Here is a 17,284-nt window from a genome sequence, read left to right on the forward strand (position 1 = left end):
GCGAAAGGTTACATGGCAAATACCACTATTGAAGGCTTTGCGCAGCAAATCGGCGTTCCGCCGGACACGTTGCTGCGACAACTCGTCGCCGCCGGCATTCCCGGGAAAAATCCTGGCGATGAGCTGAACGACGAAGAGAAGCTGACGCTGCTTTCGTATCTGCGCGGCAATCACACCGGCAACGACACCGATACCTCCGGCCGCAAGAAAATTACGCTCAAGCGTAAATCGACCAGCCAGGTAACGCAGTCGTCGCGTACCGGGCCGGCACGTACCGTGCAGGTCGAAGTGCGCAAGAAGCGCACATTCGTCAAGCGCAGCTCCATCGAAGGTCCGGCAGCGTCGCCGGAAGAGGAAGAGCAACCGGAGTCGCAAGAAGAAGTGGTTGAATTGGTGCCGACCGTACCCGAGATAGTTGTCGAGGTAGCGCCTGAACCGGCACCAGTCCCCGAGCCGGTCGTGATCGCTCCGGTTGCGCCAGTTGCGCCCCCGGTCGAGACGCGTGCGCCCGCCCCAGCGCCGGCGCCCGAAGTCAAAAAGCCGCCGGTCAAAGAAAAAGAGAAGCACGATAAGCACGGCAAGAAAGATCGGCACGGCAACAAGATCAACGACAAAGACCGTGGCGGCGGTTCGCTGCATCTTGCCGAAGGCAAAAAGATGCGCCGCAAGACCCGCGGCCCACAGCCGCGGTCGGTAGTGACGAGCATGTCCGGCCAGCACGCATTCGAACGGCCGACAGCGCCGATCGTGCACGAGGTCGCGCTGCCCGAAACAATTACCGTCGCTGAACTCGCGCAGAAGATGTCGGTCAAGGCCGCCGAAGTCATCAAGAGCTTGATGAAGCTCGGCATGATGGTGACTATCAACCAGGTACTCGATCGCGACACTGCCACGATTGTCGTCGAAGAAATGGGCCACGTCGCCAAGGCCGCACAATCGACCGATCCCGAGGCGCTACTCGCCGATGCCGGCGGGGTTGCTGCTATCGATGCTGAGCCGCGCCCGCCGGTAGTAACAGTTATGGGTCACGTCGATCACGGCAAGACATCGTTGCTCGATTACATCCGTAAGGCCAAAGTCGCCGCCGGCGAAGCCGGTGGTATCACCCAGCATATCGGCGCGTATCATGTTGAAACGCCGAGGGGCGTAGTGACGTTCCTCGATACGCCGGGTCACGAGGCGTTCACCGCCATGCGTGCCCGTGGTGCCAAGGCAACCGATATCGTCATTCTCGTGGTCGCGGCTGACGACGGCGTCATGCCGCAGACGGTCGAAGCGGTCCATCATGCGCGTACCGCTAAGGTGCCGCTGGTGGTTGCGGTCAACAAGGTTGATAAGCCGGAAGCGCAGCCCGACCGCGTTCGCCAAGAATTGACCAAGCACGAGGTCGTTGCCGAAGAGTGGGGCGGTTCGGAAATATTCGTCGATGTTTCCGCCAAAACCGGTGCCGGTATCGATAAATTGCTCGAGGCCGTATTGTTACAGGCGGAAGTGCTCGAATTGAAAGCACCGAAGACCGGTCCGGCGTCCGGCCTCGTGGTTGAAGCGCGTTTGGACAAGGGCCGTGGCCCGGTTGCCACCGTACTGGTCCAGCGCGGTACCTTGCATAAAGGCGATATCGTTCTTGCCGGCCGCGAATTCGGCCGCGTACGCGCCATGCTCGACGAGAAAGGTCGGCCAGTGAAGGAAGCGGGGCCATCGATCCCGGTGGAGATTCAAGGTCTCGCCGGTGTGCCGAGCGCGGGCGACGAAGTGGTGGTGGTTGAAAGCGAACGCAAAGCACGCGAGATCGCGCTGTATCGTCAGGGCAAGTTTAAAGATGTTCAGCTCGCGGCCCGCAGTACCAAGCTGACAAATGTCTTCGAGCAGCTGCAAGAAAACGCCGATGCAAAGGCGCTCAATCTCATCATCAAGGCCGACGTGCAGGGATCGGTTGAAGCACTGACGGCGTCGTTGGAGAAGCTGTCGACCAGTGAGGTAAAGGTCAAGGTCATCCACGGCATGGTCGGTGGTATCAGCGAATCCGACGTCAATCTGGCGAGCGCTTCGAGCGCCATTATCATGGGTTTCAACGTCCGTGCCGATGCGTCGGCGCGTCGTCTGATCGAGACCCATGGCGTCGACGTGCATTACTACAGCGTCATTTACGACGCCGTCAACGAAGTGAAGGCGGCCATCAGCGGTATGTTGAAGCCGCAGATCAAAGAGCAGTTCCTTGGCCTGGCCGAGGTGCGGCAAGTATTTCGCGCACCGCGTATCGGCATCGTTGCCGGTTGCTTCGTTACCGAAGGTGTGGTCAAACGCAATCGACCGATCCGCGTGTTGCGTGACAACGTCGTCATTTTCGAAGGCGAGCTCGAATCGTTGCGCCGCTTCAAGGACGATGCCGGCGAGGTAAAGGCTGGCCTCGAGTGCGGCATCTCGGTGAAGAATTATAGCGACGTGAAGGAAGGCGACCAGATCGAAGTCTTCGAACGGGTCGAAGTCGCGCGCACCGTCTAACGCTTCGCCTAAGCGAAGCGGGATTTCTCTCCTCTTTCAATCGATAAATCTGTCCAAAGTGGTGTGGCCATTTATTGGCCACACCAACATCGTCCGTTTGCTTTCAGCTGCCAAACTACACCGCCGCTCGGTTATGCGTTGTGCTGTTGTCGCGTGCGCGCGTAGGTTCGACGTTGTAACAGAATTGTAATCCGTAGTTTTACAAGGAAGAATTTTAACAATAAGGGAAGCGTCGGGATGAATATCCTCATCATCCTTTTGCTGAAGTTGTGTCACAGCGTGACGCGCTCAATCTTTTTCTCTGTTGCCGCGATGTATGGAACGCACGCGGGGCACGATCATGTCCATTCTAGTAAGCATAACATTGCTGTCCGCGAGTGTGAGCCGCCCGTATCGCTAAACGCGCCGGTGACGCCGGCCGATGTTGCAGTCGTTTTCGTCTGGCAGCGTTTAGTGAACTCGATCGTCGTGTTCACCGTCGTGGCCGCGCGCTGAAACACATTCAATGAAAAATAATCGACATCGGCGCCGCCTGACCTGGACCTCGTGCACCGCCTACGCCATCACAAGCGGATTGGTGTTGGGCGACGGCTTGCTCGCCTCGGCCCATGCCGCCGGCTTGTCGCCTTACCTGTTTATCGGCGTCACGCATGACGACAATGTCTTTCGTCTAGCTGACAACGCGGATACGCAAGCGCTCTTAGGTACTGACGAGCGCGGTGACGTTTATCGCGTGTTCGAGGCCGGTGTCGACCTTCAGGGACAGGCGGCGCGACAGGTGTTCAACCTGCATGGTGCGGTGGATCAAACGCGTTTTGCTCGGTTCACCGCGCTGAATAGCGACGGCGGCTCGGCGCGCGGCCGTTGGGACTGGGTCGTCGGCAATCGCTGGAACGGAAAACTGGGTTATGACTACGACCGCTCGCTCGCGAATCTGGAGACCCAGATCGCCGACGAACGCAATTTACGGGGTGATCAACGCGGCTATGTTGAGGCCAACTATTTAATGTTATCGCGCTGGCGTGTGCAGGGCGACGCCGAACGGCGCGAGGTCGACAACAGCCTGGAAGAACGCCGGGTGCTCGATACGGCGGCCGTATCCACCGCGCTTGCGTTGCACTATTTGAGTGTGCCTGCCGGGACGGCGACGGATGAACCGATGTCGGAGCCCAACTATTTCGGCCTGCAACAGCGGTTCATCCACGGCGATTACGAGCAATCGCAGGATGTTGCCGGCGTGGCGGTCGACAACGATTACGACGAAAGCGAGACCGCCTGGGTCGCGGATTGGCGTTTCCCCGCAGGGTCGCACGCGCAGCTAAGACTGGGGCACACCCATCGTCGCTACCTAGATGTCACGCAACGGGATTTCTCCGGTGGCACTGGGCGCGCGACGTTCGACTGGCCACTGAGTGGCAAGACGACGTTGGCCATGGCGGCGTGGCGCGAACTGACGCAGGCCGACGATCAGAGTGCAAGTTACGTGGTCTCGCAAGGCACGAACCTCGGACCGAGCTGGGCGATGACATACAAGCTCAAACTCTCCGCGACCTTGATCAACGAGCGGCGCGATTATCGCGGCGATCCCACGCCGATATTGACCTCGGCGCCAAAGCGCGTCGATCGACTCGATTCGGTGCGCGTCACATTGGGTTATGCGTTGGTCGATTATGTTCACCTCGATCTCGCTTGGAAGACCGGCACGCGCGATTCGAACACCGACAACGGCGATTATCGTTACCACAGCGTCAGTGCCACGCTGCGTGCGAGTTTTTGAGAGGCTGACGATGGAAATTGGGAATCCATTCATGAGAGCGGCGGTGTTAATTCGTTGCGTCATGCTGGCAGGGTGCCTCGTGTTCACGCTGCCGGCGGTGGCCGCCAAGGACTACAAATTGGGAACGGGCGACGTCGTAAAGATCACGGTCTACAACCATGCGGATCTTACGACCGAGGCGCGCATCAACGAATCGGGCAAGCTGAGTTTCCCGTTGCTGGGAGAAGTCGAGATCGCAAACTTATCGACCGAGGAGGCGAGCACGCGGCTCGCGACCCTGCTGAGCGTGGGCGGGTTGGTGCAACGGCCGCAGGTCAATATTCAAGTCGTACGTTTCCGCAGCCCGTTGGTGTCGATCTTGGGCGAGGTCGCGAAGCCCGGTAAGTACCCGATGCGTAATCCCGAAGCCGATGACGTGAAAACCATAGCGGACTTGTTGGTGGTTGCCGGTGGTCCGAGTCCGACGGCGGCCGATTATCTCATGGTGACGCAACGCAGCGCGAACGGGCAGACCGTGCACAAGCGCGTGGATCTGGTCGCGCTATTGGCGCGCGGCGATGCCGCACAAAACATCCCGATCAACGAAGGCGACATCGTATTCGTGCCGCGCATGGAGTTGTTTTATATCTACGGCGAGGTGCATAAACCCGGTGCCTATCGTCTGGAACCCGACATGAGCTTGATGCAGGCGCTTGCCGTCGGCGGCGGCGTGACCGCGCGCGGCACTCAACGTGGCATTGAGATCCGCCGGCGTGACAACGAGGGCAAGGTAAATGTCGTAACGTCGAGTCTCGATTCGCCGCTGCAAGCGAACGATGTGATTTACGTCAAGGAGAGCCTGTTCTAGCGAGGGACGATTGATGAATCTATGGCAACTGTTGGCGATATTGCGCAGCCGCATCGGCTGGATCGTACCGTGTCTCGCGCTCACGATCGGTGCTGCGCTCGCCGTCAATATTTACTGGCCGCCGACTTACACCGCGACCACGGCGGTGGTGATTGCGTTCAAGACCAGCGACCCGTTCGATAAAAATGGAACCGCGGAATCGCTGTTGCCCGGTTACCTCGCGACCCAGATCGATATCGCCACGAGCCATCCGGTAGCGCGCCGCGTCATCGAGACGCTCAAGTTGGATGATGATGCGTCGCTACGTGAGGAATTTCGGCGCTATGGACAACGTGGCGACATGAGAGACTGGTTAGCCAAAAAACTGCTCAAGAATTTGCACGTGCAACCGGCGCGCGAGAGTCGCGTCGTGGAATTTCATTTTTCGGCGCCGGAGGCACGTTTTGCCGCCAACGTCGCCAACGCCTTCACACAGGCATACCTCGAGACCAATCTGAAATTGAACGTTAGCCCGGCGCAGCGCAATTCCGCTTGGTTGGAACAGCAAGCGAAGGTGCAACGCGAAGCGCTCGAGCGGGCGCAGCGCAAACTGACGACGTATCAACAGCGTCACGGCATTGTCGGTGATGCGGATCGCCTCGATCTAGAGACGCAGCGCATGGCGGATTTGTCGGCGCAGTTGATTACTGCGCAAGCGCAACGTTACGACGCGCAAGCGCGCCAGCTTGGCGTGAACCATCCGCAATACCAGGCCGCGGCATCGCAGGAGGCGTCGTTGCGCCGCTCGCTGGCGGACCAAAAATCCAAGGTGCTGCACTTGCGCCAGGCGTACGACCAGATGGACATGCTCAAACGTGAGGTGGAAAACGCCCAGCACGCCTACGGCACGATGTTGCAGAGCTTGAACCAAACCAGTCTGGAAGGGCAGTTCGATCAGGCCAACGTGTCGGTTTTGAGTCCGGCCATGGTGCCGGTGGCGCCGTCATTTCCAAGACCGAAGTTCGATCTATTCATTGGCGCTGTCGTCGGTTTGATTCTCGGCGTCGGTATGGCGCTGTTGCGCGAGATCTCCGACCGCCGCATCCGCACCGTGCGCGACATCGAGGCCGATCTCGGCCTGCCGGTTTTTGGCCAGTTGCTGAAGGGAGACTGATATGAGCGTCATGCCTACGGAATACGCCGATCGCGAGTCTTGGTTCGCGAATGGCCATGCGCCATCCGTGACGTGCACGCGCAGTATCGGCGAGATTCTGGTGCAGGACGGCGTGCTTGCAGTCGCCGAGGTCGAACACATCTTGGTGCTGCAAGAGAAAAAGATTGGGCTGCGGTTCGGTGAAGCGGCACTCAAGCTCGGCTTGGTCAAAGCGAAGGATGTTGAACGCGCGCTAGCGCTGCAGTTCGCGCATCTGCCGTTCGATGCCGGCGACACCAAGCTGTCGCGCGAGCTTGTGGTGGCACACAGGCCGGCGTCGGCGCAGGTCGAGCAGCTACGCGATCAGCGTAGTCTGCTGGTGCAACACTGGTTCGGTGCTCAGCGTACGCTCGCCATTGTCGGGCCGTATGCCGCCGACGGGCGCAGTTATTTCGCCGCCAACTTGGCGATGTTGTTTTCGCAACTCGGACGCGAGACGTTATTGATCGATGCCGATATGCGCCAGCCGCGCCAGCATGAATTATTCGGCGTGCCGAACCGTGTTGGCTTGTCGCTGCTGCTGGCCGGCCGGATGCGACCGGGCCAGGCGGTGCAGCACGTCGCCGCCGTCAAAACCTTTTCGCTCATGACGTCAGGGCCGGTACCGCCGAACCCGCTCGAACTGCTCGATCGCGGCGGTTTGGCGGAGGCGTTGAAGGAATTGTCACAGGTGTTCAGCGTCATTATCGTCGACACGCCGCCTGGGAGTCGCTTCGGCGATGCGCATGTCATCGCCCACCATTGCGGCGGCGCTTTGATGTTGCTGCGCCGTCATCGCACGCGACTAAGCGATGCCAAGAGTTTCGCCGAACGCTTGCGGCGCGCGCAGGTACAGGTCATCGGCACGGTGTTGAATCGATTTTGAGGAATGGTGAAAGGAGGCAGATTTAGCTCTTTCTCCCTCTGGGAGAGGAGATAGCTACGTTGAGATAGTTTCATTGTTTCGGTCGCAAGGAGGCGGTGCATGAAAACAGCATTGATTACCGGCATTACCGGTCAAGACGGCGCTTATCTCGCCGAGCTGTTATTAGCCAAAGGTTACGAAGTCCACGGTATCAAACGCCGCACGTCGTTGTTCAACACCGATCGCATCGATCATCTGTATCAAGATCCACATACCTCGCCGCGCCGCTTGATCCTGCATCACGGCGACATGACCGATACCAGCAGCTTGATCCGCATCGTGCAGCAGGTCCAGCCTGATGAGCTCTACAACCTCGCCGCCCAAAGTCACGTCGCCGTATCGTTCGAGGAACCGGAATACACCGCCGAGTCCGACGCGCTCGGCACGTTGCGCCTGCTCGAGGCTATCCGCATTCTCGGACTGGAAAAGAAAACACGTTTCTACCAGGCCTCGACTTCCGAGCTGTTCGGCAAAGTGCAAGAAACGCCGCAGCGCGAGACGACACCGTTCTATCCACGCAGCCCGTATGCGGTAGCGAAGCTGTATGCCTATTGGATCACGGTGAATTATCGCGAGGCCTACGGCATGTACGCCTGCAACGGCATTTTGTTCAATCACGAGTCGGCCACGCGCGGCGAGACCTTCGTCACGCGTAAGATCACGCGCGGCCTGGCACGGGTGAGTTTGGGCTTGGACGATTGCCTATACCTCGGCAACCTCGATTCCAAGCGCGACTGGGGGCACGCGCGCGACTACGTCGAAATGCAATGGCTCATGCTGCAACAGCCTGAGCCCGAGGATTTTGTGATCGCCACCGGCGAGCAGCATTCGGTGCGCGATTTCATCGACGCCGCCGCCAACGAGCTTGGTATCGCGCTGCGTTGGCGGGGTTTCGGTGTGCACGAGACCGGTACTGTCGCCAAGCTCGAGCGCGCGTGTGGCCTGCGCGTCGGCGCCACCATCGTTCGCGTGGATGCGCGTTACTTCCGTCCGACGGAGGTTGATACCTTGCTCGGTGACGCCAGTGCCGCGCAGCGCAAGCTCGGTTGGAAAGCGAAGACGAGCTTCGCCGCGTTGGTCGCGGAGATGGTGCGCGAGGACTTGGCGCTGGCCGAACGTGACACGCTGTGTCGCGAGCAAGGATTCAAGACTTTCAAATATCTCGAGTCCTGAGGAGCAGCGGCGGTGAACCAGAATGCCAAGATATTCGTCGCTGGCCACGGCGGCATGGTGGGTTCGGCGCTGGTGCGTTGCCTCCAGCAACGCGGCTTTCGCAACTTGCTGCGGCGAACACGCCAGCAGCTCGACCTGTTGAACCAGCCGCAGGTGTATCGGTTCATGGAGCAAGAGCGGCCGGATTATGTTTTTCTGGCAGCGGCCAAGGTCGGCGGTATTCACGCGAACAACGTCTTGCGCGCCGATTTTATCTACCAGAACCTGATGATCGAAACCAACGTGATTCACGCCGCTTTCAAGGCCGGCGTATCGCGACTGATGTTCCTCGGCTCGAGTTGCATCTATCCGCGCGATTGTCCGCAGCCGATCAAGGAAGAATATTTATTGACCGGTCCGCTCGAGGTCACGAACGAACCGTACGCCGTGGCCAAGATCGCTGGGATCAAGTTGTGCGAATCGTTCAACCGTCAATATGGCACGCATTACGTTGCGGTGATGCCGACCAATCTCTACGGACCTAACGACAATTTCGATCTTGCGACCAGCCATGTGCTGCCGGCATTGCTGCGCAAGATGCACGAGGCGCGATTGCGCGCGGATCCGGCCGTGACGATTTGGGGGTCGGGCCAAGCACGGCGCGAGTTTTTGTACGTCGATGATCTGGCCGAGGCCTGTGTGTTTCTGATGGAGCGTGATGTCAGCGACGACATGCTCAACATCGGTTGTGGCGAGGACCTTCGCATCAGCGAGTTGGCCGAGGCAATCCGCGAGGTCGTTGGTTTTACCGGTGAGTTTCGGTTCGACACCAGTATGCCGGACGGTACACCGCGCAAACTGTTGGACCTAGGTCGGATAACGACGCTCGGATGGCAGCCTCGTTATCGTTTACGCGACGGCTTGCAGCGTACGTATGAATGGTATTTGCAACAAGACGCGGCTGTCATCCCGGCGCCGTTGGTGATGCAAGAGGGTAAGACCGCGACAAAATGACGAAACCTCTCGCCAATTTTTCCCGCACGCCGACTTGCCATGCCGGGAAGTACGAAGGCCGCGAGCACGGGAGCGATCCGGTTCCCGAGGGGCAGGGGTTTGTGCGGGACAGCTGGTCCTCGCTGCTATTTCGTTACCGTCATTGGCGGCGCAACTATCACGCCGCTAGCTGGAGCCTGATCGATCAATCGATCGTCAGTCTGGCGAATTTTTTGTCGGTGTTGTTGCTGGCGCGTTTCATGGCGGCCGCAGAATTCGGTGGATTCGTGTTAGCCCAGACCGGACTCTTGCTCGTCACCAGTCTTCAGACCTCGCTGCTCACGCAGTCGCATAACGTGCTCGGTGCCAAGCTCAAGGGTAAGTGTTACCGGCGTTTTACCGGCGCTGTCATCGTCATGCAGATCGTCGCCGGGCTTGGCGTGTGTCTGCTGTTGGCGCTTGCCGGTTGTGGGTTGTTCCTGTCTGGCGCGCGCGCTAATGGCATCCTATGGATGACGCTAGCGGCGGCGGCGTTTCCCTGGATGGCGCAAGAATTTGTGCGGCGCGTGCTGTACACCCGCAGTGCCGCGCGCGCGGCCGCGATGAACGATGTCATCTGTTACGGTTTACAGCTGATCGGCGTGCTGCTGTTGGTGCGTTATTTGAGCACGTCGTCGCTGACGGCGGTTGCGGTGCTGTTGGTGTTCGGTGGCTCGTCGCTGATCGCGGTGCTATTTGGCGTCTACCAGCTGCGCGATCACGTCGAATTCGCCTGGCGCGTGCGCTTTCAGCGACGTCTGCGGGCGAGCACAGCACGAGTCTGGCGCTTCGGCGGTTGGTTGCTCGCGCAAAACGTGACGACCTGGTTCGGCGCCAACGGTCACGCCTGGGTGGTCGGCGCCTTGCTCGGCACCGAAGTCGTCGGACTCTATCGGGCGGCGATTCACCTGGTGAACCTGATCAATCCGTTGCGTCAGGCTGCCTTCGTTTACTTGCCGGCGCGCGCCAGTCTAATGTTCGCCGCGAACGGGTATACCGGTTTGGCGTGTTGGGTGCGGCATGTGGGCACGCGTCTGCTGCTATTACTGGCGCCACTCGTATTGCTGCTGGTCGTTTTCCCGGAACAACTATTGCGCTTGATGTACGGCGGCAAATTCTCCGGAATGGGATTAGGGCTCATCCTGGCACTGGCGGCGGCGGCGCAAGCGATCAGCTTCGCGCGCTATCCGCTGGAGGTCGCGGTGCTGGCCGCCGGTGAGCCGCGTCGATTATTCCATATCAATTTGCTATCGATTGCGCTGCTCCTGACCTGCGGCATCGGTTTGATCGTGTCGTTCGGTATTGTCGGTATCGCGCTGTCGATGTTACTCATCAGCATCGTGCTGTACATCGCCACCGCCGTGATTTATCGGCGCGTGCTTCATCCGGCAGTGCGGAGATCCTGAGATGCGCCCTGTCATTGCCGTCTTCGGTGAATGGAGCCAGACCAATATCGGCGATCATGCGATTCATGAGGGCGTGCAGGCGTTCTTCCACGAGTGCGGCTGGCAGGTACGCAGCTTTGAGTTGGGCGCGCTGCGGCCGGCCAGCTGTGCATCCGCCGGCGTGGCGGAGGTGGCGCAGTTGCGCGAGCTGCGCTGGCGCGCGACCTCGGTGTTGAATTCTCTACCGGCGGCCAAGCGTAGCCTGCGTGGTATCAGGCAACGGCTGCTGATGCGCCGGTTGCTGCCACTGCTGACCGACTGCGATGCGATCTGTGTCGGCGGCGGCGCGTTATTGACCGACATCAATCTACATTTCATGCAATCGCTGGCGGTGCTGACGCACGCCGCGCGCCGGTTGCGCAAACCTCTATTGTGCTTGGGTTGCAGCGCCGACGGACAGTGGTCGGCGCGCGGGCGGGAAATCGTCCGCGATTTTCTCGCGACCAGTTGTTACGTGGCGGTGCGCGATCATGCTACCGCCGAGCGTGTAGTGCCGTTGCTCGATCGCTGCGTTCCCATCTTCGGCGACTTTGCCTTGAGCACAAATCGTCTGCACGCGGACGATGGTCCGCAGCGCGTGACCGCACGCTATTTGTTGGCGGTCAACGTGAGTCAGGTGGCGACGCCGTATACATCGTCGCAGTCGCGCTACGAGGACGGCTTGGTGGAAATCGTGCGGCAGGTGCTTGCGCGCAACGCCGACGTCAGACCGATCGCCATCTTTACCACCGGTACGGCGCAGGATTTGGCGCCGGCGACCCGCGTCTATCAACGCTTGCTGTCGGCGGGTGTGGAATTGCACGCGGGACGGGATCTCGCGCAAGTGCGCCAGTTGCTCGGTGCGAGCCGCGCGGTGCTTGCCAGTCGTTTGCACGCCGCCATCTTGTCGTTGGCGCAGCACACGCCGGTGATCGGTTACTCGGCGACGCCCAAGCTCGGCAATTTTTTTGACAGCTTGGGACTGGACGACGACAGCTTCGGTCCCAACGACGAGCCGCCGCGTGTGGTCCAGCGATTGTTCTCGGTCATGTCGCGGCCTGTGTCGTTTTCGCCGTCGGCCTGTGCGGCGATGGTTGCGGCGCGCCAGCTCGCACGCCACTACTTGTCGTCGCTGGCGGCAGTACGTCCGATCGCGGAGGTCGTCCATTCATGAACGTGCTGTTCTATCTAAAGCATTTTCCCGCCGCTGGCGCGCCGTTGCGCGTCGGCACCAACAAGGCGGTACACGGGCTCGCTGCCGGTCTGGTGATGCGGGGAGCGCAGGTGACGGTGTTGTGTGAAGGGCCGCAGGACAGTTGCCGGCGGAGTGACGCCGGCTACGACATCCGTTGCTTTCGGAATCAAGCGCCATACCGCAGCTTTCGTCTGGCGCCCAGTCTGCGCGCCTACATCGAACGGCTCGCGCGCGGCGATGTCCTGGTTGTGCTCAACGGCATCTTTCATCCGAGTCTTTATTCGTTGTCGCGTTTGTTGCAAGACCAGCGCCTGCCGTTCGTGGTGGCGCCGCACGGGCCGTATCACCCGGTGATGTTCCAGAAAAATTCCTATCTCAAATGGCCGTATTGGTTTCTAGTCGAACGCTCGCTGTTGCAGCGCGCCGAGGCGATTCAGTTCTTGGATAAACGCCACGCCGTATGGTCGCGGCGCCTTGGCATCGAACGGCCGGTGATTGAAACGCCGAATGGGTTTTCGGTCGATGACATAGTGCCGGAACAAGACTTGGTGTGGCGCCGCCAGGGACCGGCGCGGCTGCTGTATTGGGGTCGCTTGTCGGTGCATAACAAAGGCCTGGATGTTTTATTCGACGCCTTTTCTGCCTTCGGCGCCGAGCACGACGCCCAACTGACTATTCAAGGACCGGATTGGACCGGCGAGCGCGCCGCCGTCGATCGGCTGGTCATGCAGCTGCCGTTTCCGGAGCGCGTACAGATTCGCCCGCCGGTATTCGATATGCCATCGCCGCGCGTCATGATCGAGCACGATGTCGTATGTATGCCGTCGCGTTACGAAGGCTTCGGTTTGAGCGCGTTGGAGGCGATGCTGGCAGCGCGTGTGGTGCTCGTGCCGCGCACCGCTGGCGTTGCCCCGCACGTGCAAGCGAGCGATTGCGGTGTGGTGGTGGCAAAACCGACGGCGAACACGATCCACCAAGGATTGGCGACACTCATGGCACGGCGCGATGAGTGGCGTGCCATGGGGTTGCGCGGCCGCGACTATGCCTTGCGCTATCTCAGTTGGGAAGCGATCGCGGCGAACGCGCTGCAACACTACCAGCGACTGGTGGCCTGAGATGAACGAGCACTCGTCCGCACAGCTGTTCTTGGCCCTGTTCCGCTTTCTCGAGGAGCACGGCATAGCCTATTGCGTCATGGGCGACAGCCGCGATTTTCCGCACGTCATCGCCAGCGATGTCGATATCGTGATCGCGCCCGACTGCTTACCGAGCTTGGCCGGTAGGCTGCAAACGTTCTGCGCGCGCCATGAATGGCGTGTTGTGCAATGCCTGTCGCACGAACACAACGCGCATTATTTCGTGCTGAGCCGGATCGACGTCGACGGTGGTCCGATTTATTTGGCGGTGGATTTCTGCGGCGATTATTACCGCCACGGCCGTCTGTTCCTGACGGCGCAGCAATTGTTGTCGGAACGCACCGCGGCGCGCGATCGCGTGGGTCGCGCGCGCGGCTTTTTCGTCGCCGCGCCGGCCGACGAATTTATTTATTACCTGATGAAGCGCGTCGATAAGCAACAGCTCGATGAGTGTCACGCTAGCCATTTGAGCGCGCAGTGGCGGCAAGATAGTCAAGGTGCACGGTGTCAGCTCAAGTACTTTTGGGACAGTGCGACCGATGTCGCCGAACTTGCGTGTGCGGCGGAAAGCGGTGACTGGAGCGCGCTGTCGGTTTCGTTGCCACGTTTGCGGAAGGCGTTACAGCGGCAATTGCGGCAGTCGGCGCGCGCCACGTTCGCCGAATTCAAGCGACGCTGGGCACGTTTAGCGCAACCGACGGGATTACTGCTTGTTGTGCTCGGTCCGGACGGCAGCGGCAAGAGCAGTTTGATTCAGCAACTTTCCTCGGTGTTGCAACCGGCGTTCCGTCGGGTCGAGATCTTCCATTTGCGTCCGCGCCTATTTCAACGGGCGGCGGCGGCGATACCGGTCACCCAGCCGCAGGCGCAACCGCCGCATGCTTGGCTCGTTTCGTTGATTAAGCCGATTTACTTCCTGGCCGATTACGGTTTGGGTTATCTGCTGAAGATTCGCCCGCGCTTAGTGCGCTCGGGCCTGGTGGTGTTCGATCGTTATTATCACGACCTGTTGGTCGATCCGCGGCGCTATCGTTACCGTGCATCGATGCGTTGGCCGCGCTCGATCGGCCGGCAGATTCCGTCACCGGATCTTTGGTTAGTGCTGGATGTTCCGGCCGAGGTGGCGCAGGCGCGCAAATCGGAGGTGACGTTCGCAGAATCGGCGCGTCAGCGTGCGGCCTATCGCGATTTGGCGGCACGGCTCGACAATGCGGTGCTGCTGAACGCAGCGCGACCGCTAGCGGAGGTCGTGACGCAAGCGAGCTCGGCGGTGCTCGCGCATCTCGCCGAGCGCACACGGATGCGGCTCAATGCGAGCGCCGTATCCGCGGATAATCCGCTGGGCGCACGCGTGCTGCTGTTTTTCTGTCGCCATGAGATACCGTTCTTCAGCCGGTTAGTGCGCGTGCTATTCAACAGCGATATCTACGCCACGCTCGCGCCATCAACCCGTCTGCCGCATCCCTACGGCATCATCATCCATTCCAAGGCACGCCTCGGTGAACGCGTCACCGTCATGCAGCAGGTGACGCTGGGCGGCAAAGATATGGACGAGAACCTGGCGCCGATCGTCGGTGACGACGTCTACATCGGCGTCGGCGCCAAGGTGTTGGGCGGTGTGCGCATCGGTAACGAAGTCACGATCGGCGCCAATGCGGTCGTGACCCGTGACGTACCGCCGTGCCATACCGTGGTCGGATTTAACCGATTGTTGCCGCGTGAAGCGGCGGCAACAATTCTGTCGGCGATGGTGCGCGACACGAAATTGGAGATATGGCCATGACCATGGCGGTTTCGCCGGTCGTACCCGTCGGTCTGCAGCGCCGCGCCGGTTCGTTGCGTTGGACGGAACAATTGTTCTTGCTGTGTATTGCGCTCGCCGTGCTGATTGTCGTCAGCCGTTTCGTGTGGCCCGTCGAACAAATTCCTTACTTCGAGCATTTACCGTTGTTGCTCACGCTGCCACTGTTTACATTCACGTTGATCGAGCGGCGTTTATCTGCGAAGCGTATCGAGCCCACTGCGACGACGAGCTTGCGCGTTGCTTGGCCGTTGGCGCTGCTGACCTTATTTATTGTCGCCGGCAGCGGCTACGCGCGGCTCGCGCTTGGCGTGCAGACGTCGTTTCTCAATATGGGGCTGTACATGGGCCTTACGTTTGCCGGCGCGAGTTTCATTACCCAGAGTGCAACGCCGGAACGCATCGTCCATGTCTTCTGCCAGTTGTTGTTGTGGGGCGCGTTGGCGATGGGTGTTGGCCTGATCGTGTACTTCCGCCGCCGTGAGGTGTATCACGAAGAGATCTTTCTGGTTATTCCGTTGGCTGCGTATGGTTTGCTGCAGTTCCGGCGCGGGCTCGCGCGCTGGGGCAGCGTCTTATTTTTTTTGGGTCTGGCGGCGTTGTCGGCCAAAAACACCTCTTATTTAGTGACGCTGCTGACCGCGTCCTATCTCAGTTTATTGTTTTGGTGGCGCGATAACGGCGCGACCTCGCCGGTGCATCGTGTATGGCGCTACTACATGGCGTTCGTGGTGCTGCTCGGTGCAGTCGTGGCGGCGGTCCTCCTGCTCGAATACCGCGAGACCTATCTGCCTAGCGGCAATGTCGAGTTTCGCAGCCACACCTATGCGCTGGCGTGGGAACGATTTCTGGAGTCGCCGTTCTGGGGCACGGGGTTCGTTGTCGCGAGTGTCGAGAAATTCAGGCTCTATACGGTCGGCAGCACGCGCAATGTGTTGCCGACGCACAGCGACGTCATGGATCTGTTGGCTAATGGCGGAGCGCTTGGCATCGGCTTATGGGCGTTGGGATTGATACGCATTGGCCGCTTTGCCTATTGCCGAATGTTGGCCTCGCGTTACCTGTCGCATCCACTCGCACCCTATGTGCACACCTTGGCCGTGATCTCGCTCGCGGCCGTCATTACCTACAGCTTCAACCCCATCATGTTGAAGCCGGGCATGGCCTATCTCGTATGGATCAGCCTCGGATTTTTACTCGGGCTGGCATTGCGCAGCGATGTCGTGCGGAGGTCGGAAGAGTGATTAGCAAGATGACAGCCGAGAGCAAGCCGGTCTTTCAACACATCATTCAGCGTTCTAAGGATGGCGCGCATGCAAACCGTAGAGCCAAGCGATAACCCAACCCAATTGGCGATTTCTCCGGCGCCGTTAGCCGAGCTCATTGCGCCATCGTCGCCGGTGCCGCAGTGGCTTACCGTCGATCGTTGTCCGAGTTGCGGTTCGACGCGCGTGCGCGAACGTCACGCGCTATCCAACACTTTTTATTTCTTCGGCAACGAGCGGATTCATTTTCCCGATCGGGGTATCGCGGTATTGGTCTGTACCGACTGTCGCTTAGTTTATAAGAACGTATTGCCGACGCCTGATTTCCTGGCACAGGTATTCCGCCGGCAGACGGGAATGAAGTGGATGGAATCCAACGACTTCTCGCTCGAAGTGGCCGAGCTCAAGCGCGTCGCTGGCAGTGGGCTGCGCGATGTGCTCGACATCGGCGCCGGCAACGGTGATTTTTTGAAAAGCTGCGCCATCGGCGGAATTCGCGGTCGGCTATCGGCGTTGGACGTGGTGGTGCACCCGGGTTTGATGCGCTACCTCACCGGCGAGTTCATTCAAGGTTTTGCCGACGTCACGCGTCTGCACTGGAGCGGTAAACCGTATCAGGTGGTGACGTTGTTCGATGTGCTCGAGCACTTGTACTCGCCGTTGCTGGCGTTCAAGAACTTGCAGCGCCTGGTCAAGCGCGGCGGATGGGTTTTGCTCGAGACCGGAAATGTCGACAGCGAATGGCCGCGCCGCTATGGGCTCAGCAAGTGGTGGTACGTGGATTTGTTCGAGCACCACGTATTTTGGTCGCGCCGTTCGCTCGAGCACATCGCCCGCCGCTGTGGCTTCGACATCGTTTATCTGCAGGAGCGCCGCCACAAGAGCCGTCTTAGTCCGCTGAGTCTGCACACGGCCAAGGATCTGATCAAAGTCTTCTTCTATTGTACCGCGCGGGGTGCCTACGCCAGTTTGGCGGCGCACTTAGGCAAGCGTGGCGCGCAACCCTGGGACCCGTTTACGCGCGATCACATTCGCGCGGTACTACGTCGGCGCTGAG

Annotated in this window: 14 protein-coding genes; all 14 read left to right on the plus strand. The window is 59.9% G+C overall.

Annotated features, from left to right (window positions below):
* The first annotated feature begins 12 nt into the window (after positions 1–12).
* The 14 genes from infB to HY308_06420 all read left to right on the plus strand — a co-directional run bounded on the left by infB (position 13) and on the right by HY308_06420 (position 17,283).
* Complete coding sequence (gene infB, locus HY308_06355; protein MBI3897902.1) at positions 13–2,502, plus strand: translation initiation factor IF-2; 2,490 nt, start codon at positions 13–15, stop codon at positions 2,500–2,502.
* Between the two features lie 237 nt (positions 2,503–2,739).
* Positions 2,740–2,997 carry a hypothetical protein gene (locus tag HY308_06360; protein ID MBI3897903.1) on the plus strand — a complete coding sequence of 86 codons (258 nt, stop codon included), beginning with the start codon at positions 2,740–2,742 and terminating at the stop codon, positions 2,995–2,997.
* A gap of 10 nt (positions 2,998–3,007) precedes the next feature.
* On the plus strand, positions 3,008–4,279 hold the full coding sequence (locus HY308_06365) for an outer membrane beta-barrel protein (GenBank protein MBI3897904.1): 1,272 nt from the start codon (positions 3,008–3,010) through the stop codon (positions 4,277–4,279).
* Between the two features lie 10 nt (positions 4,280–4,289).
* On the plus strand, positions 4,290–5,126 hold the full coding sequence (gene epsE / locus HY308_06370) for a polysaccharide export protein EpsE (GenBank protein ID MBI3897905.1): 837 nt from the start codon (positions 4,290–4,292) through the stop codon (positions 5,124–5,126).
* A 13-nt stretch (positions 5,127–5,139) separates the two neighbouring features.
* Positions 5,140–6,279, plus strand: a complete 1,140-nt coding sequence (locus tag HY308_06375) for a hypothetical protein (GenBank protein MBI3897906.1) — start codon at positions 5,140–5,142, stop codon at positions 6,277–6,279.
* Between the two features lies 1 nt (position 6,280).
* Entirely contained in the window at positions 6,281–7,183 is a 903-nt protein-coding gene (locus HY308_06380; protein MBI3897907.1) for a polysaccharide biosynthesis tyrosine autokinase, read from the plus strand.
* Positions 7,184–7,282: 99 nt separating this feature from the next.
* Positions 7,283–8,395 carry a GDP-mannose 4,6-dehydratase gene (gene gmd, locus HY308_06385; protein ID MBI3897908.1) on the plus strand — a complete coding sequence of 371 codons (1,113 nt, stop codon included), beginning with the start codon at positions 7,283–7,285 and terminating at the stop codon, positions 8,393–8,395.
* A gap of 12 nt (positions 8,396–8,407) precedes the next feature.
* Positions 8,408–9,388, plus strand: coding sequence for a GDP-L-fucose synthase (locus tag HY308_06390; protein ID MBI3897909.1), 981 nt, complete (start codon positions 8,408–8,410; stop codon positions 9,386–9,388).
* Positions 9,385–10,812, plus strand: coding sequence for an oligosaccharide flippase family protein (locus HY308_06395; GenBank protein MBI3897910.1), 1,428 nt, complete (start codon positions 9,385–9,387; stop codon positions 10,810–10,812). The genes HY308_06390 and HY308_06395 overlap by 4 nt, the downstream gene beginning before the upstream one ends.
* A 1-nt stretch (position 10,813) precedes the next feature.
* Positions 10,814–12,004: a polysaccharide pyruvyl transferase family protein gene (locus HY308_06400; protein ID MBI3897911.1), complete on the plus strand. Its 1,191-nt coding sequence runs from the start codon at positions 10,814–10,816 to the stop codon at positions 12,002–12,004.
* Positions 12,001–13,140: a glycosyltransferase gene (locus tag HY308_06405; protein MBI3897912.1), complete on the plus strand. Its 1,140-nt coding sequence runs from the start codon at positions 12,001–12,003 to the stop codon at positions 13,138–13,140. The genes HY308_06400 and HY308_06405 overlap by 4 nt, the downstream gene beginning before the upstream one ends.
* Before the next feature lies 1 nt (position 13,141).
* On the plus strand, positions 13,142–14,944 hold the full coding sequence (locus tag HY308_06410) for a thymidylate kinase-like protein (protein MBI3897913.1): 1,803 nt from the start codon (positions 13,142–13,144) through the stop codon (positions 14,942–14,944).
* Positions 14,941–16,206, plus strand: coding sequence for a hypothetical protein (locus HY308_06415; GenBank protein MBI3897914.1), 1,266 nt, complete (start codon positions 14,941–14,943; stop codon positions 16,204–16,206). The genes HY308_06410 and HY308_06415 overlap by 4 nt, the downstream gene beginning before the upstream one ends.
* Positions 16,207–16,275: 69 nt before the next feature.
* Positions 16,276–17,283: a class I SAM-dependent methyltransferase gene (locus tag HY308_06420; GenBank protein ID MBI3897915.1), complete on the plus strand. Its 1,008-nt coding sequence runs from the start codon at positions 16,276–16,278 to the stop codon at positions 17,281–17,283.
* Position 17,284 lies beyond the last annotated feature (1 nt).

It is taken from the genome of Gammaproteobacteria bacterium, from assembly GCA_016199745.1.
Classification (GTDB): domain Bacteria; phylum Pseudomonadota; class Gammaproteobacteria; order Acidiferrobacterales; family Sulfurifustaceae; genus JACQFZ01.

Bases quoted from the DNA above. Each gene is read 5' to 3' on its own strand.
- HY308_06380 (MBI3897907.1), top strand. From the start codon at position 6,281: ATGAGCGTCATGCCTACGGAATACGCCGATCGCGAGTCTTGGTTCGCG.
- HY308_06415 (MBI3897914.1), top strand. From the start codon at position 14,941: ATGACCATGGCGGTTTCGCCGGTCGTACCCGTCGGTCTGCAGCGCCGC.
- HY308_06410 (MBI3897913.1), top strand. From the start codon at position 13,142: ATGAACGAGCACTCGTCCGCACAGCTGTTCTTGGCCCTGTTCCGCTTT.
- HY308_06360 (MBI3897903.1), top strand. From the start codon at position 2,740: ATGAATATCCTCATCATCCTTTTGCTGAAGTTGTGTCACAGCGTGACG.
- HY308_06365 (MBI3897904.1), top strand. From the start codon at position 3,008: ATGAAAAATAATCGACATCGGCGCCGCCTGACCTGGACCTCGTGCACC.
- HY308_06395 (MBI3897910.1), top strand. From the start codon at position 9,385: ATGACGAAACCTCTCGCCAATTTTTCCCGCACGCCGACTTGCCATGCC.
- HY308_06420 (MBI3897915.1), top strand. From the start codon at position 16,276: ATGCAAACCGTAGAGCCAAGCGATAACCCAACCCAATTGGCGATTTCT.
- infB (MBI3897902.1), top strand. From the start codon at position 13: ATGGCAAATACCACTATTGAAGGCTTTGCGCAGCAAATCGGCGTTCCG.
- epsE (MBI3897905.1), top strand. From the start codon at position 4,290: ATGGAAATTGGGAATCCATTCATGAGAGCGGCGGTGTTAATTCGTTGC.
- gmd (MBI3897908.1), top strand. From the start codon at position 7,283: ATGAAAACAGCATTGATTACCGGCATTACCGGTCAAGACGGCGCTTAT.
- HY308_06375 (MBI3897906.1), top strand. From the start codon at position 5,140: ATGAATCTATGGCAACTGTTGGCGATATTGCGCAGCCGCATCGGCTGG.
- HY308_06400 (MBI3897911.1), top strand. From the start codon at position 10,814: ATGCGCCCTGTCATTGCCGTCTTCGGTGAATGGAGCCAGACCAATATC.
- HY308_06405 (MBI3897912.1), top strand. From the start codon at position 12,001: ATGAACGTGCTGTTCTATCTAAAGCATTTTCCCGCCGCTGGCGCGCCG.